This is a genomic window from Brevundimonas sp. ZS04, from assembly GCF_001956865.1.
Classification (GTDB): domain Bacteria; phylum Pseudomonadota; class Alphaproteobacteria; order Caulobacterales; family Caulobacteraceae; genus Brevundimonas; species Brevundimonas diminuta.
The window spans coordinates 144123-156635 of record NZ_MTHE01000004.1 but is presented as its reverse complement, the minus strand read 5'-3'; the positions used below and the strand labels follow the sequence as shown (position 1 = coordinate 156635).

16 protein-coding genes and 1 tRNA gene are annotated in these 12513 nt (G+C 67.9%); 14 read left to right on the top strand and 3 right to left on the bottom strand.

Features of this window, described 5'->3' with window-relative positions:
* Positions 1-20: 20 nt before the first annotated feature.
* The 9 genes from flgF (at position 21) to BJP32_RS07130 (ending at position 7032) form a co-directional block, all read left to right on the top strand.
* The gene (flgF, locus tag BJP32_RS07170; protein ID WP_003163664.1) at positions 21-758 is read left to right on the top strand and encodes a flagellar basal-body rod protein FlgF; all 738 of its coding nucleotides are present in this window, start codon (positions 21-23) and stop codon (positions 756-758) included.
* A 14-nt stretch (positions 759-772) separates the two neighbouring features.
* On the top strand, positions 773-1561 hold the full coding sequence (flgG, locus tag BJP32_RS07165; RefSeq protein ID WP_046651706.1) for a flagellar basal-body rod protein FlgG: 789 nt from the start codon (positions 773-775) through the stop codon (positions 1559-1561).
* 16 nt (positions 1562-1577) lie between these two features.
* Positions 1578-2387 carry a flagellar basal body P-ring formation chaperone FlgA gene (gene flgA / locus BJP32_RS07160; protein ID WP_076223474.1) on the top strand — a complete coding sequence of 270 codons (810 nt, stop codon included), beginning with the start codon at positions 1578-1580 and terminating at the stop codon, positions 2385-2387.
* An 11-nt stretch (positions 2388-2398) separates the two neighbouring features.
* The gene (gene flgH / locus BJP32_RS07155; RefSeq protein WP_046651863.1) at positions 2399-3124 is read left to right on the top strand and encodes a flagellar basal body L-ring protein FlgH; all 726 of its coding nucleotides are present in this window, start codon (positions 2399-2401) and stop codon (positions 3122-3124) included.
* A gap of 124 nt (positions 3125-3248) precedes the next feature.
* Positions 3249-3725 carry a hypothetical protein gene (locus BJP32_RS07150; protein ID WP_046651708.1) on the top strand — a complete coding sequence of 159 codons (477 nt, stop codon included), beginning with the start codon at positions 3249-3251 and terminating at the stop codon, positions 3723-3725.
* 36 nt (positions 3726-3761) lie between these two features.
* Complete coding sequence (locus tag BJP32_RS07145) at positions 3762-4265, top strand: hypothetical protein (RefSeq protein ID WP_046651709.1); 504 nt, start codon at positions 3762-3764, stop codon at positions 4263-4265.
* Between the two features lie 8 nt (positions 4266-4273).
* A complete protein-coding gene (locus tag BJP32_RS07140; protein ID WP_046651710.1) occupies positions 4274-4789 on the top strand; it encodes a hypothetical protein in 516 nt (171 codons plus the stop codon).
* A 63-nt stretch (positions 4790-4852) separates the two neighbouring features.
* Entirely contained in the window at positions 4853-6646 is a 1794-nt protein-coding gene (locus BJP32_RS07135) for a DUF885 family protein (protein ID WP_046651711.1), read from the top strand.
* 17 nt (positions 6647-6663) lie between these two features.
* Positions 6664-7032, top strand: a complete 369-nt coding sequence (locus BJP32_RS07130; RefSeq protein ID WP_046651712.1) for a hypothetical protein — start codon at positions 6664-6666, stop codon at positions 7030-7032.
* Here the strand turns inward: BJP32_RS07130 and BJP32_RS07125 are convergent.
* Together BJP32_RS07125 and msrA are read right to left on the bottom strand one after the other, a co-directional pair.
* Complete coding sequence (locus tag BJP32_RS07125) at positions 7029-7370, bottom strand: MmcQ/YjbR family DNA-binding protein (protein WP_052747932.1); 342 nt, start codon at positions 7368-7370, stop codon at positions 7029-7031. The two genes, BJP32_RS07130 and BJP32_RS07125, sit on opposite strands and share 4 nt — an antisense overlap.
* Position 7371: 1 nt before the next feature.
* Entirely contained in the window at positions 7372-8022 is a 651-nt protein-coding gene (msrA, locus tag BJP32_RS07120) for a peptide-methionine (S)-S-oxide reductase MsrA (RefSeq protein WP_046651713.1), read from the bottom strand.
* Positions 8023-8168: 146 nt separating this feature from the next.
* Between msrA and BJP32_RS07115 the strand changes: the two genes are divergently transcribed.
* The 3 genes from BJP32_RS07115 (at position 8169) to BJP32_RS07105 (ending at position 9960) form a co-directional block, all read left to right on the top strand.
* Positions 8169-8258, top strand: a tRNA-Ser gene (locus BJP32_RS07115).
* Between the two features lie 428 nt (positions 8259-8686).
* Positions 8687-9121 carry a hypothetical protein gene (locus BJP32_RS07110; protein ID WP_040344483.1) on the top strand — a complete coding sequence of 145 codons (435 nt, stop codon included), beginning with the start codon at positions 8687-8689 and terminating at the stop codon, positions 9119-9121.
* Positions 9122-9453: 332 nt separating this feature from the next.
* Positions 9454-9960, top strand: coding sequence for a helix-turn-helix transcriptional regulator (locus BJP32_RS07105; RefSeq protein ID WP_128719413.1), 507 nt, complete (start codon positions 9454-9456; stop codon positions 9958-9960).
* Between the two features lie 18 nt (positions 9961-9978).
* Here BJP32_RS07105 and BJP32_RS07100 read toward each other — a convergent pair whose 3' ends face one another.
* Positions 9979-10839 (bottom strand): hypothetical protein, encoded by an 861-nt coding sequence (locus BJP32_RS07100; protein WP_046651717.1) that lies wholly within the window; start codon positions 10837-10839, stop codon positions 9979-9981.
* 207 nt (positions 10840-11046) lie between these two features.
* Here BJP32_RS07100 and BJP32_RS07095 point away from each other — a divergent pair, with 207 nt between their 5' ends.
* Together BJP32_RS07095 and BJP32_RS07090 are read left to right on the top strand one after the other, a co-directional pair.
* Complete coding sequence (locus BJP32_RS07095; protein ID WP_143255436.1) at positions 11047-11577, top strand: hypothetical protein; 531 nt, start codon at positions 11047-11049, stop codon at positions 11575-11577.
* Positions 11578-11733: 156 nt separating this feature from the next.
* Positions 11734-12495: a spore coat protein U domain-containing protein gene (locus BJP32_RS07090; RefSeq protein WP_003163693.1), complete on the top strand. Its 762-nt coding sequence runs from the start codon at positions 11734-11736 to the stop codon at positions 12493-12495.
* Positions 12496-12513: the final 18 nt, after the last annotated feature.

Sequence of the window (12513 nt, the reverse complement as noted above, 5' to 3'; positions counted from 1 at the left end):
ACGGCGAAAGGAGCCCGCTCGTGGAAAACGCCGCCTATATCGGACTGTCGCGCCAGATGACGCTTCGCCGCGAGCTGGACATCGTGGCCAACAACGTCGCCAACGCCGACACCACCGGCTTCAAGGTCGAACAGCTGATGGTCGGGACCGAAGTGGGCCAGCGCGCCCGCAACGACAATATCCGCCCCTCGGCCAGCTTCGTGCTGGACAAGGGCGTGGGCCGCGATTTCGGCCAGGGAACGCTGAAGCAGACCGGCCGCGAGCTGGACTTCGGCATCGAGGGCGAAGGCGCCTTCTTCACCGTGCAGACGCCGAGCGGTCCCGCCTATACCCGCGACGGCGCCTTCGTGACCGATCCCGAAGGGCGGCTGACGACCAAGCAGGGCCTGCCGGTCTTGGCCGACGGCGCCGAGATCGTTCTGGACCCGCAGCGCGGCCCCGCCAGCGTCGGCGCCGACGGCACGATCAGCCAGGAAGGCCAGCCGGTCGGCCGCCTGACCGTGGTGCGCTTCGACGCCCTGTCGGTGCTGCAGAAGTCCGGCGACGGCCTGTACCGCAACGCCTCCAACGCCCAGCCGATGGATGCGACCGACGCCCAGGTCCGCCAGGGGATGCTGGAAGGGTCGAACGTCAACACCCTCGTGGAAATCACCAACCTCATCGAGATCAGCCGCGCCTATGAGCGCGTCACCAAGATGATCGAAAACGCCAACGACCTGTCACGCCGCTCCGTCGAGCGGCTGGGCCGGGTTTCGTAAGGGAGAGCTGAGACATGCGCGCGCTTCGCACCGCCGCCACCGGCATGGCCGCCCAGCAGCTGAACGTGGAGGTCATCTCCAACAACATCGCCAACATGAACACGGTCGGCTTCAAGCGTCAGCGGGCCGAGTTCCAGGATCTGCTGTACCAGAACGTCGAGCGCATGGGGGCCCAGTCCTCGTCGCAGGGCACCGTGGTGCCGACCGGCATCCAGATCGGCTCGGGCGTCAAGGCGGGCAGCGTCTATCGCATCACCGAACAGGGCAGCCCCAACCGCACCGGCAACACCTACGACATCGCCATCCAGGGCAAGGGCTACTTCCAGATCACCCTGCCCTCGGGCGAGCTGGCCTATACCCGCGCGGGCAACTTCACCGTCAACGGCGAAGGCCAGCTTGTGACTGACGACGGCTATGCGGTCGAGCCGGCCATCGCCATTCCGCAGGACGCCCTGGACGTCTCCATCTCCAAGTCGGGCCAGGTTCAGGTCACCACCGCCGGCCAGACCGAGCCTCAGGTCGTGGGCCAGCTGGAACTGGCCACCTTCTTCAACGAGGCGGGGCTGGAAGCCATCGGCGACAACCTGCTGCTGGAGACGGCGGCCTCGGGCCCGGCCACGGTCGGAGCGCCCGGCGACGTCGGCTACGGCAATCTGCTGCAACACTACACCGAGGCGTCGAACGTCGACGCGGTCAGCGAGATCACCGCCCTGATCGTGGCCCAGCGCGCCTATGAGATGAACTCCAAGGTCATCACCACCGCCGACGAAATGCTGTCCGTCTCGGCCCAGGTGAAGAGCTGAAGGAAAGGTCTGAGCCATGAAGCGCGCCCTGATCCTCGCCGCCGCCGTCGCCGCATTCGCCGCCCCCGCGCTCGCCACCCAAGCCTTGGCCGGGCCGGTCAATCTGCTGCCCGATCCGGTCGACGACGACGGCCGCATCACCCTGGGCGAGCTGTTCGACGACGCGGGCGCAGCCTCGAACGTCGTGGTCGGCCGCCGCGCCGGCGCCACCGCCGTGCTGGAGGCCTCGCAGGTCCAGATCGCCGCGCGCCGCGCCGGGCTGGAGTGGAGCAATCCTACCGGCCTGCGCCGCATCGTGGTGCGCGAAGGCGGCGCCCTTTCTGGCGGGGCCCTGCCAGCCGAAGCCTCGGCCCGCCCCGCCGCCGCCAGCGTCGGCGCGCCCGCCCGAGCGGGATCTAGCGTCGAGGTTCTGACCTACGCCCGCAGCCTGGCCGCCGGCGACATGATCCAGCCCGAGGACGTGGTCTGGGCCTCGGTCCAGTCACATCTGGCCCCCGCAGGCGGCCCGCAGGACGCCGAGGCGGTGATCGGTCTCCAAGCCAAGCGCGCCCTGCGCGCCGGCTCGCCCGTCGGTCCGCGCGACCTGGCCTCGCCCCAGGTCATCGCCCGCAACGACATGGTCGAGGTCGCCTATATCAACGACGGCGTCGAACTGACCGTCACCGGCAAGGCCACCCGTAACGCCTCGGCGGGCGAGGCCGTGCCGATCCTGAACCTCCAGTCCAACCGCACCTTCGACGCCGTGGCCGTGGCCCCTGGCCGGGCCGTCGCCGGTCCCGCCGCCCAGATCGCCCGCCGCAACCCGCAACAGTTCGCCGCCCGTTGAGCGAGAGTTCCATCATGCGCCCCATCACCGTCGCCGCCCTGTCCTTGTCCGCCCTCAGCCTGGCCGCCTGCTCCACCGCCATCGAAGCGGTGAAGGGGCCGGAGCTGGCCCCCATCGGCTATCCGGCCGCCCTGGTCCCGGTCGAGCAGGCCTATCTGCCCGAGCCGACCTCGGCCAGCGCCAACAGCCTGTGGCGCACCGGGGCGCGCAGCTTCTTCGGCGACCAGCGGGCGCGCCGCGTCGGCGACATCCTGACCGTCGCCATCGACATCAACGATCGCGCCCAGACCCAGAACACCACCCAGCGCAACCGCACCAACAGCGCCTCGGGCGGCGTCACCAACTTCTTCGGCCTGGAGAACAGCCTGGGCCGCGCCTTCCCCGGCGGCTTCGATCCGGCGAACATGATCGGCACCGAAGGGGCGGTGAACGCCAACGGCTCGGGCAGCGTCAACCGCTCGGAACGGGTCAACCTGACGGTCGCCGCCGTCGTCACCGCCGTCATGCCCAACGGCAACCTGGTCATCCAAGGTCGGCAAGAAGTGCGCACCAACCGCGAGGTGCGCGAGCTGACCGTGGCGGGCATCGTCCGGCCCGAGGACATCTCCAGCGCCAACACCATCCGCCACAGCCAGATCGCCGAGGCGCGCATCAGCTACGGCGGGCGCGGCGACATCAGCCGGATGCAGGCGACGCCCGCCGCCCAGTCCCTGGTCGAACGCTTCAGCCCCTTCTGACCCGCGTTCACCGAAACGTGTGATTCCGGCCGCACCGCATCACTGAATCGCGCGCGATCCAGCGGAGCCGTGAACCGTTAACAAGCGACCCGCGTTTGATCTGTCGAACGCGAGTGGACTTGTCATGCGTAAAACCGTCTTTCCCATCCTGGCCGCCGTGGGCCTGGCCGCCGTCGCGGCCCATGCGGCGACCTATTCTCCGTCCTCGTCCCGCAGCGGCGGCGAGGCCGTTCCCGGCTGGCATATGCTGCACGAGGGGACGATGGCCAAACTGGCCTATGGCCTGCCGGATTCGGACCAACTGGCTCTGATGCTGACCTGCGCGCCGGGCGACGGCGTCGCCGTGGTCTACGGCGACGTCCAGCCGCGCAGCGCGGGGCTGATCCTGGCCTCGCACGAACCTCAGCCCATCGACCCGCTGTCGAACGGCGAGGCCTTCGAGACGCGTCTGCCGCTCGGCGACGCGGCCCTGACCGGCCTGGCGCGCGGCGGCCGCATGGCGGTCCAGACCGAGGCCGGGGACCGCCAGCTGACCGCCACCCGCGCTGAGCGGCGAATGGTCCAAGGCTTTCTTAGCTATTGCGCTTCGGGACATGCCTGACCACAGTCCCCCGTCTTCCTCAGCGGGGGCTGAAACATGACCTCAATGCTCGGCCTGGTTCAGGCCACGTTGCTCTCCTTGGCCGTGCAGACGGCCCCTCAGACCGGGGCGCATCCGCCCGCAGAGCGGCCCCAGGCCGCATCGCCCGCCCGGTCCGCCCGCCCGTCCGAGAGCTGGACCTGGACCCTCTACAGCGGCGACGGTCCCCTGGTCCTGGCCAATGAGATTCCCGACACGCCGCGCCTGCGCACCACCCTGGAATGCGCGCCCGGCTCCAGCGTCGTTCGCCTGGCCTTCCATGACGCGCCCGGCGCCGACGGCTTCGCCGTCATCCGCTCCGGCGGCGCCTCGGCCGAGGTCGAGGCCCGCGCGCGACGCGGACGGCTGGAGGCGACGCTGCGCGCCGACCATCCCGTCTTCGCCGCCTTCTTGGCCTCCGGCCGCCTGACCCTCGCCCTCGGCGATCAGACGACCGCCATCAAGATCGATCGGGCGAATCTGTCCAAGCTGCGCCGCTTCGCTGAACTGTGCACCGGATAAGGACGAGGATGCGCCCTGCCCGCTGGCTGACCGCCGCCGCCTTCATCACCATGAGCGCAGCTTTGACCGCAGCTCTGGGCGCCTGCGCTCCCAGCATCGCCCCGCTGAACACGACCGGCGCGCCCTTGCCCGTCGCCGGCTACGACTGGTTCCTGAACGAAGACCCCGACGAGCCGCGCCTGTCCTATGGCCTGGCCCAGTCCGACGACGTTCCGCTCAGCCTCATGTGCGCGCCCGGCTCGGGCAAGATCGGCCTGTCCCTGGCCGCCGATCAGGCGCCGAACCGTCGCGCCATCACCTTGGAGTCGGGCGGCGACACCGAAACCTTTCCCGCGCGCGTCGAGGCGGCCGACATGCACGACGGCGTCCACCTGGTCGCCACGGCGCCCGCCTCCCACCCCGTCTTCCTGCGTTTTCGCCGCGTCGGCTGGCTGGCGGTGTGGAACGGGGACCAGCGCGCGATGATGGCCGCCCAACCGGGTTCGGAAGGCCGCGCGGCGCGTTTCCTGGCGTTGTGCCGCTGAAGGCTTGACCGCAGCGGCGCGGTCCGCTCCCCTCCCCGCCAGTTCTTGGGAGGGCTTTAGTTCATGCGTCATCTTCTTCTCGCCGCCGGTATCGGCCTGTCGGGCCTTGCGGGCGCCGCCGCCCTGCCTGCCCAGGCCGCCGTCGTTCAAGGCCAGTCGTCGGCCGCCGCCGCGCTGGACGCCTTGCTGGTCGATTACGAAGCCTATCTGCGCCAGATCGACCCCATCGGTTCGGGCATGGACGGCGACCGCGCCGCCCTGTCGCGCCTGCCCGACGCCAGCCGTGCGGGCGAACTGGCCCGCCGCGCTCCGCTGAACGCCCTGAAGGCGCGGCTGGACGCCATCGACCCGGCCGCGCTGGACGAAGCCCAGCGCCTGAACCACGCCTTCGTCGGCTATCTGATCGGGCGCGAGCTGGAGCGGATCGAACTGGACCCGTCGCGTCTGGCCTTTGATTCCGAAGGCGGCCCCGGCCAGCTTCTGGCCTATCTGGCGCCCGCTGCGCGCATCGCCACGGCCGCCGACGCCGAGGCCTGGCTGAAGCGGCTGGAGGCCGCGCCCGCCTATTACGACGCAGGGATCGCCAACACCCGACGCGGGCTGGAGACCGGCCTGATCCAGGCTCGGTCAGTGGTCGACAGCGCCCTGGCCCAGGCCGAGCGCGACCTGAAACCGGGCGCGGCGGGCGACGTCCTGCTGCGTCCGTTCAGCGCCCTGCCCGCCTCCATCCCCGCCGCCCAGCAGGAGCAGTTCCGTACCCGCGCCCGCACCCTGGTCGAGGGGCCGATCACCGCTCGCCGCACCGCCTGGCGCGACCTGCTGCGCGACGAATACGCGCCCAAGGCCCCGCAGGAGCCGGGCCTGGTCCACCGCCCCGGCGGCCGCGACCTCTACGCCTTCCTGGTCCGCAGCCACACCACCACCGACCTGACGCCCGATCAGGTGCACGAGATCGGCCAGCAGGAAGTCGCCCGCATCCGCGCCCGCATGGAGACGGAAATGCGCGCGGCCGGCTGGACCGGCGACTTCGCCGGCTTCCTGACCTTCCTGCGCACCGACCCGCAATTCTACGCCAAGACCCGCGAGGAACTGCTGGAGAAGGCGTCGGAGATCGCCAAGCGCGCCGACGACCGTCTGCCGTCCCTGTTCTCCACCCTGCCGCGCCTGCCCTACGGCGTGCGTCCGGTGCCGGTCGAGATGGAAGAGACCTACACCACCGGCCGTTACAACTCAGGCTCGATGGCGACGGGCGTGGCCGGGGGCTACATCGTCAACACCGGCAAGCTGGACCAACGGCCGCTGTATGAACTGCCCGCCCTGACGGTGCACGAGGCCGTGCCGGGCCACCATCTGCAGGTCGCCTTGCAGCAGGAAGCCGCCGACCAGCCCTATTACCGCCGCGACGCCTCGGTCACGGCCTTCAGCGAAGGCTGGGGCCTCTACTCCGAGTTTCTGGGCGAGGAGATGGGCATCTATCGCACGCCCTATGAGCGGTTCGGCCGCCTCAGCTATGAGATGTGGCGCGCCTGCCGTCTGGTGGCCGACACCGGCCTGCACTGGCTGGGCTGGAGCGAGGAACAGGCCCGCGCCTGCTTCCGCGACAACTCGGCCCTGTCGCCGCACAACATCGAGACCGAACTGCAGCGCTACATCGGCGATCCCGGCCAAGCCACCGCCTATAAGATCGGCGAGATCCGCCTGCGCGAAATCCGCCAAAAGGCCGAGCGCGAGCTGGGCGACCGCTTCGACGTGCGGACCTTCCACGACGCCCTGCTGGTCGACGGCGCCCTGCCGCTGGCCCTGCTGGACGCGCGCATGGACCGCTGGATCGCCGAACAGAAAACCAAGACCCGGTAAGAAAGCCTCCCTCCGACATGAATTTCGTCAAGCGCATCTTCGGCTCGGTGCAGCCGCGCTATCTGATCCGCGCCTATGTGCTCAGCGCAGCCTTCATGACCTTCATGACCTGGATGATGCTGTCGCTGGACGGCGCCGAGCCCCTGCATGACCGCGCCGCCACCTTGGCCGTGTTCGGCGTCGGCGCCCTGCTGTTTCCCTTCTCGAAACTGGTCTGGGACGAGATCAAGCGGGTTATGATGGGCGAGACCGTCTTCTTCATGAACGCCTTCATCCTGATGGTCCTGAAGCTGATAGTGAACCTCTTCCTGTGGGGCTTCTCGATCTTCATCGCGCCCCTGGGGATTCTCTACCTGTGGTTCCGGTCGCGGAACGCCGCCGCCTAAAGCCCCAGTTCGGCCCGCGCCTTCTTCGTCAGCTTGGCGGCGATCAGGGCGTGGGCCGACTTCAGGTGATCGGCCAGTTCATCATCCGGCCACGCGCCCGGATCGACCAGATGCACCCACTTCGCCCGCGCCAGATAGGGGGCCGGCGCCGCCCGCCCCTCCTCGGTCAGCACCGCATAGGCGATGTCGGAGACCTTGAACGACAACCCGCCCTCGGCGCCGACGATGGCGAACATCTTGCCCCCGACCTTATAGGCGTCATGGCCCGGCCCGAACGGGTGATCCATCGTCGCCCCCGGCAAGGCCAGGCAGGCCTCGCCCACGCCAGCGCGGTCCATCCTAAGCCCCGACGCCCAGGCCGATCGGGCAGACCACGCCCGTCCCGCCGATGCCGCAATAGCCCGCCGGATTCTTGGCCAGATAGCCTTGGTGATAGCCCTCGGCGAAGTAGTAAGGCCCGGCCGGTTGGATCTCGGTCGTGATCGCCCCGCGCCCCGCCGCGCTCAGCGCCGCCTGATAGGCCTCGCGCGAGGCCAGCGCCTCCGCCTGTTGCGCCTCGTTCAAGGTATAGATCGCCGAACGATACTGCGTGCCCTGGTCGTTGCCCTGACGCATGCCCTGCGTCGGGTCATGGTTCTCCCAGAAGGCCTTCAGCAGGTCGCCGTATGAAATCTGGGCCGGATCGAACACCACCTGCACCACCTCCGTGTGGCCGGTGCGCCCCGAGCAGACCTCCTCATAGGTCGGGTTGGGCGTGATCCCGCCCGCATAGCCCGCCGAGGTGACCCACACGCCCGGCAGCTGCCAGAACACCCGCTCGACGCCCCAGAAACAGCCCATGCCGAACACGGCCGTCTGCATCCCTGCGGGGTGCGGTCCCTTCAGCGCATGGCCCAGCACGAAGTGGGTCTCATCGGTCGGCAACGCCTCGGCCCGACCGGGCAGAGCCGTCTCAGGCGTGGGCAGTTCAGCATTCTTCTTCAACAACATGGCGCGAACTCCGCGAAAACAGCGTCTTCGCCTATATGGAGGCTTCAAGGGCGCTTGCCCATGGGGTCGTCATGCTCTAATCAGCCCCTCCCGTCGGTCCGCTCCCGACGACTCCGCCCCGGACGCATCCGGGCTTCAGGTGGAATGGACAGGTGGCCGAGTGGTTGAAGGCGCACGCCTGGAACGCGTGTATAGGGGCAACTCTATCGAGGGTTCGAATCCCTCTCTGTCCGCCACCACGGCTTTTTCTGCTATACTTTATTTTGTGTTACTGGATTTTGCCTAACGCCCTGCGTGCGGGGATAGACACAAGTCGTTCTATTTCGTGCTCTAGGATAGCGGGGGCGGCCAGAGCCCGACGCTCTTCAGCTCGCGATGGCGTTCGGCGCTTTTACCTTCTGACGCCCGGGATAGACATGATCGCGCGGACTGGGCATTCAGCTTCCGCCAAACGTCTCGTCATGGCTTTTCACCGCCGCGTCGCGCGCGAGCTGACAGTTCTGATCGCCCGATGAGGAGCTCCCGCCGTGAGCCCCCACCAAGCAGAGATAAAGTAAACAACGGTTCATTATAGTAATTAAGCGCGCACTAAGCCTGTCTGATCGGCAGGCGTTAAGGGCGCCCCCTTTATGGTCTCGTGGCAATCAGGAGCCATGAGGACGCCATGACCAAGTTGATGCGGCTGCGCCGCTGTGCGCTTCTTGTCGCCGTCGCCGCCGGCGTGACGGCCTTCGCTTCGCCGCAGATCGCTGCGGCGGGCCCCAGGGCGGGCGGTTCCTACCAACTGCGCGCGGTCGTACCCGTCGCCTGCTGGGTGCGGCCCGACACCACCGTCGTTGCAGAGACCGGCCGGACAGGGTCCGTTATCGAGGCCTGCAACAGCCCTGGAGGCTTCACCGTCTCCGCCGCCTATCGTCCGCTCAAGGCCACAGAGACCGCCCGCATGACCTATGGCGAGCGATCGCTGAACCTGACGAAGACCGGCAATCTGGAACTGCGTCGCTCCAATATGGCGGCCATCCGCACCATCGCCTACCGCTTCGACGAGGTGCAGCTGGACGAACCTCTGGTCCTGGCCCTGACGATTCAGCCGATATAGGCGAAGTTTTTCGGTTCAGACGCGACAAAGCCCCCCGCCGAAGCCTCGGCGGGGGGCTTTGTCATTCTGCGCGCCGCGCCTCATCGACGCGCATCACAGGCCGCCGATCAAGTTTCAAACTTTACAGTTAACGCCCTCGATTTTACATAATGGCGCTGTTCGTTGATCGCGATAATATCAATGAGCGAGACGGGGCTACGGCCCTGGATTGTCGACGGGGAGGGAACGGGGTGGGCCTGCAGGGAACGGCGGAGGCGTGTCGATTCGACATTGAAGCGATCAATGAGGCCGCCTGCTCAGAAGCCTGGAGCAAGAGCTGCAGCCGTGCGGCCATGATCATCACGCCCAGCCTGCACCTTCTGTGGAGCAATGAAGAAGGGCGCCGGCTTCTCACCATCGACCGCGATCTTGGTGAAGTCGGGGGCCGACTGAGCTTCGCCCAGCGCACAGGCGTGTTCGCCTTCGCCGCCTTTCTTGAGAACCTGGGCGACGAGCCTCGAGCCTGGGTTCTGGCTCGACGCGACGGCGGTGGAGACTGCCTGATCATCCGGGCGGTGCGGATCGCGCTGGGCGAAGCCCAAGCCGTCATCCTGGCCTTCAGCGACACCGCGGGATCGCGCCGCCTGTGGGCGGACTTCGGTCCCGCGCTCGACCTCACCTCGGCGGAAACCACTCTGCTGAAGCGGCTGGTCGACGGCGCTACGGTCACAGAAGCCGCGCAAGACCTCGGCGTGAGCCTGGAAACCGCCCGCACGCACGTCAAACGCGCCTACGCCAAGCTGGGCGTCAGCAGCCGCGAAGAGATGTTCGCCAAGATATCGCCCTTCCGGCTGTCCTGACCCGCCTGCGGCTGACGATCAGGCGGCGGGACACTGCGGCGCCGGATCACGCCGGATGCGCACCACCTCATCCGACCGCTGCTCGCCCGCACGCATCGCGGTCGTGCGGCTGACCTCGGACACCCAGCCGTCCGCTATATGGAGGGTGGCGCGGGTGTCGCGCTTCATGCTGTTCGCGGTCCCGGTCGAGCCAGGCGTTTCGGCGCTGAACGAGCGCGTGAGCAGAAGGCCGCATCCGTCGGCGGTGCGCGAAGCCGATTGCACGCCGGATCGCGCCACCTGGTCCGTATTCTGAAGCGGCTGCTCGACACGGCCTTCCGGCAGAGGCTGTCGGGGCTGCATTTCCGCCAGCAAGGCGACATCGCTCAGCAGCAGGGACAGCAGATCCTCCGGCGGCAAGCGGTCCAGCCCCGCCGCCAGGACATCCCCCTGCTCCTGTTGCAGGCCCAGTTCGCTCAGACGCGTGCGGTACGCCTCCCGCACGGCGGGCCAGTCCGCAAAAGCCACAGGTCGTCCAGAGGCGTCAGCGGCGACGACCACATCCACGCCGACCCAAGCCTGAAGAAGCCGCTCCAGACCGGGATCGCGGCTGTCGGTCAGGGAGGCTTCCAGCAACCGAAACCGGAGGGTCATCTGTTCCGTCGAGGCCGCCAGGGTCTCCAGCTCGAACTTCTGGCGGTTGACCTGACGCGCCTCGCCGCCTTCGGCGTAGGACGTCAGCTCGGTCTCGCTGACGAACACGCGCAGATCGCCGACGGCGTCGGGCCGATGCTGAACCTCAAGGGCCGAGATCGGGGCGTCGGCAGGCCCGGCGGCGGCCGGCGGATCCTGAGGGACGGCCAGCGCCAGGACGTAAAGGGCCGCGAAAAGCATCTTCATATCAGGCTCCCCCAACGACCTCGACACGAGGCTGGGTCGCTCCAATTCGCTCACGCGGCGAATTTCATCGAATAATCATGAAATTAACCATTCTTTCTTTTGGCGCGTACCCCAAATGGGGGACGATTAACAAAAGCCTAACGTGCTCCTTAGCCCTCGAACGAGGGGGCGGCGACATACGCCGGGGAGCAGATGCGAACAGCCTGTTTGCTTGCAGCCGCAATGCTGGTCGCAGCGGGAACGGCGGCCGAGGCCGCCGACGCCGGGCGCAAGTCCCTGGTGCTGGAAGCCGTGGGCCGGATCTCGCCGCGGTGCGATATCGGGGCCTTGGGCGGCGTCGACTTCGGCGACCTGCGGCGCAGCGGACTGGCCGTCGAGACGCGCTTCGGCCTGAGCTGCAACGTCCCCTTCGACATCAATCTGCGCTCCGCCAACGGCGGACTGGCGCATGAAACCCTGCCGCGCGGGCAAGGCCCGTACAGCGGCCTGGCGGCCTATCGCCTGGCCATCAACGTGCCCCTGGAAAGCGGAAACCCGGGCCGCGGCGGACGCGGCGGCTCGGCGACCGGCGATTTCACCAGCCGGCAGCTGCAGGCGGGACAGGTAATCTCGAGCCGAGGCGGGGTCGCTTTCGACGGCGGCCGCCTGAACATCGAGATGATGGAGCCCGAAGGCGCCGGCCTGCTGGCCGGACGCTACTGGGAAACCGTGGAGATCAGCCTCGTGCCGAGGCTGTAGAGACCGGCGATGAACGCGAAGCACATCGAGCGTCGAGTGGATGCCTGGCGCCCCCGCGGGGCAGCTGAGCGGACTGTGCGGAAGCTCGGCGTGTGCGGCGCGGCCAAAGCGGGTGTGACTGGCGCAATCCTGCGCACTTCTTGGAGGAAGACTGAAATGAAAGCCTATCAACTGATCGCCGGCGTCGCTGCGCTGGCCCTCTCCGCGACCGCCGCTTCGGCCGGCAGCTTCAGCCAGAGCGCGGCTCACCTGCCGATCATCGGCAGCATCAGCGGCTCGGGCCAGGGCTCGGCCCTCGTCGGCCAAGGCGCCAACGCCGTGTCGACCTTCTTCGGCGGCGAGGAAGTCGCGTCGTGGATCTCGGCCTCGGGCAGCGTCGCCAACAACATCGGCACCGCCGGCAACGCCCAAGCCAGCTTCACCCTGCGCGGCGAAGTCTCGCAGGACTGCTCCTTCTACTCGGGCAACATCAACACCGTTCTGAACTTCGGCCAGATCGGCATCAACACCCTGGACAACGGCGGCGTTGACGACGCCTTCGACATGGTCAGCGCGGCCAACGCCTCGATCGAGACCAACACCGCGGGCTGCAACACCCGCAACGAAGTGCGCATTACCAAGACCAACGGCGTCGCCGGCATGAAGTCGAACTACGCCGGCGCCTTCGACGGCGCCCAGTTCCAGGCCAACCTGCCGTACAAGGTGGATGCGACCTGGACCGGAGTTCCCGCCGGCGCCGGTTCGGCGACCGCTTCGACGCAAACGCTGACGGTCGACACCACCGAAGCCGGCGACCTGAAGGTCCAAGGCGCCTGGAAGTCGCACTTCAACGTCAACATCAACGTGCCGGTCCCGAGCAAGTCGCTGGTCTCGGGCACCTATCAGGACACCCTGACGATCGAACTGGCCGCCATCTAAAACGGCCCGGCAAGATGC

Excerpts from the sequence above, each read along its gene's own strand:
- flgG (WP_046651706.1), top strand. The coding sequence starts at position 773 with ATGCGCGCGCTTCGCACCGCCGCCACCGGCATGGCCGCCCAGCAGCTG.
- flgA (WP_076223474.1), top strand. The coding sequence starts at position 1,578 with ATGAAGCGCGCCCTGATCCTCGCCGCCGCCGTCGCCGCATTCGCCGCC.
- BJP32_RS07150 (WP_046651708.1), top strand. The coding sequence starts at position 3,249 with ATGCGTAAAACCGTCTTTCCCATCCTGGCCGCCGTGGGCCTGGCCGCC.
- BJP32_RS07145 (WP_046651709.1), top strand. The coding sequence starts at position 3,762 with ATGACCTCAATGCTCGGCCTGGTTCAGGCCACGTTGCTCTCCTTGGCC.
- BJP32_RS07140 (WP_046651710.1), top strand. The coding sequence starts at position 4,274 with ATGCGCCCTGCCCGCTGGCTGACCGCCGCCGCCTTCATCACCATGAGC.
- BJP32_RS07135 (WP_046651711.1), top strand. The coding sequence starts at position 4,853 with ATGCGTCATCTTCTTCTCGCCGCCGGTATCGGCCTGTCGGGCCTTGCG.
- BJP32_RS07130 (WP_046651712.1), top strand. The coding sequence starts at position 6,664 with ATGAATTTCGTCAAGCGCATCTTCGGCTCGGTGCAGCCGCGCTATCTG.
- BJP32_RS07125 (WP_052747932.1), bottom strand. The coding sequence starts at position 7,370 with ATGGACCGCGCTGGCGTGGGCGAGGCCTGCCTGGCCTTGCCGGGGGCG.
- msrA (WP_046651713.1), bottom strand. The coding sequence starts at position 8,022 with ATGTTGTTGAAGAAGAATGCTGAACTGCCCACGCCTGAGACGGCTCTG.
- BJP32_RS07110 (WP_040344483.1), top strand. The coding sequence starts at position 8,687 with ATGACCAAGTTGATGCGGCTGCGCCGCTGTGCGCTTCTTGTCGCCGTC.
- BJP32_RS07105 (WP_128719413.1), top strand. The coding sequence starts at position 9,454 with ATGATCATCACGCCCAGCCTGCACCTTCTGTGGAGCAATGAAGAAGGG.
- BJP32_RS07100 (WP_046651717.1), bottom strand. The coding sequence starts at position 10,839 with ATGAAGATGCTTTTCGCGGCCCTTTACGTCCTGGCGCTGGCCGTCCCT.
- BJP32_RS07090 (WP_003163693.1), top strand. The coding sequence starts at position 11,734 with ATGAAAGCCTATCAACTGATCGCCGGCGTCGCTGCGCTGGCCCTCTCC.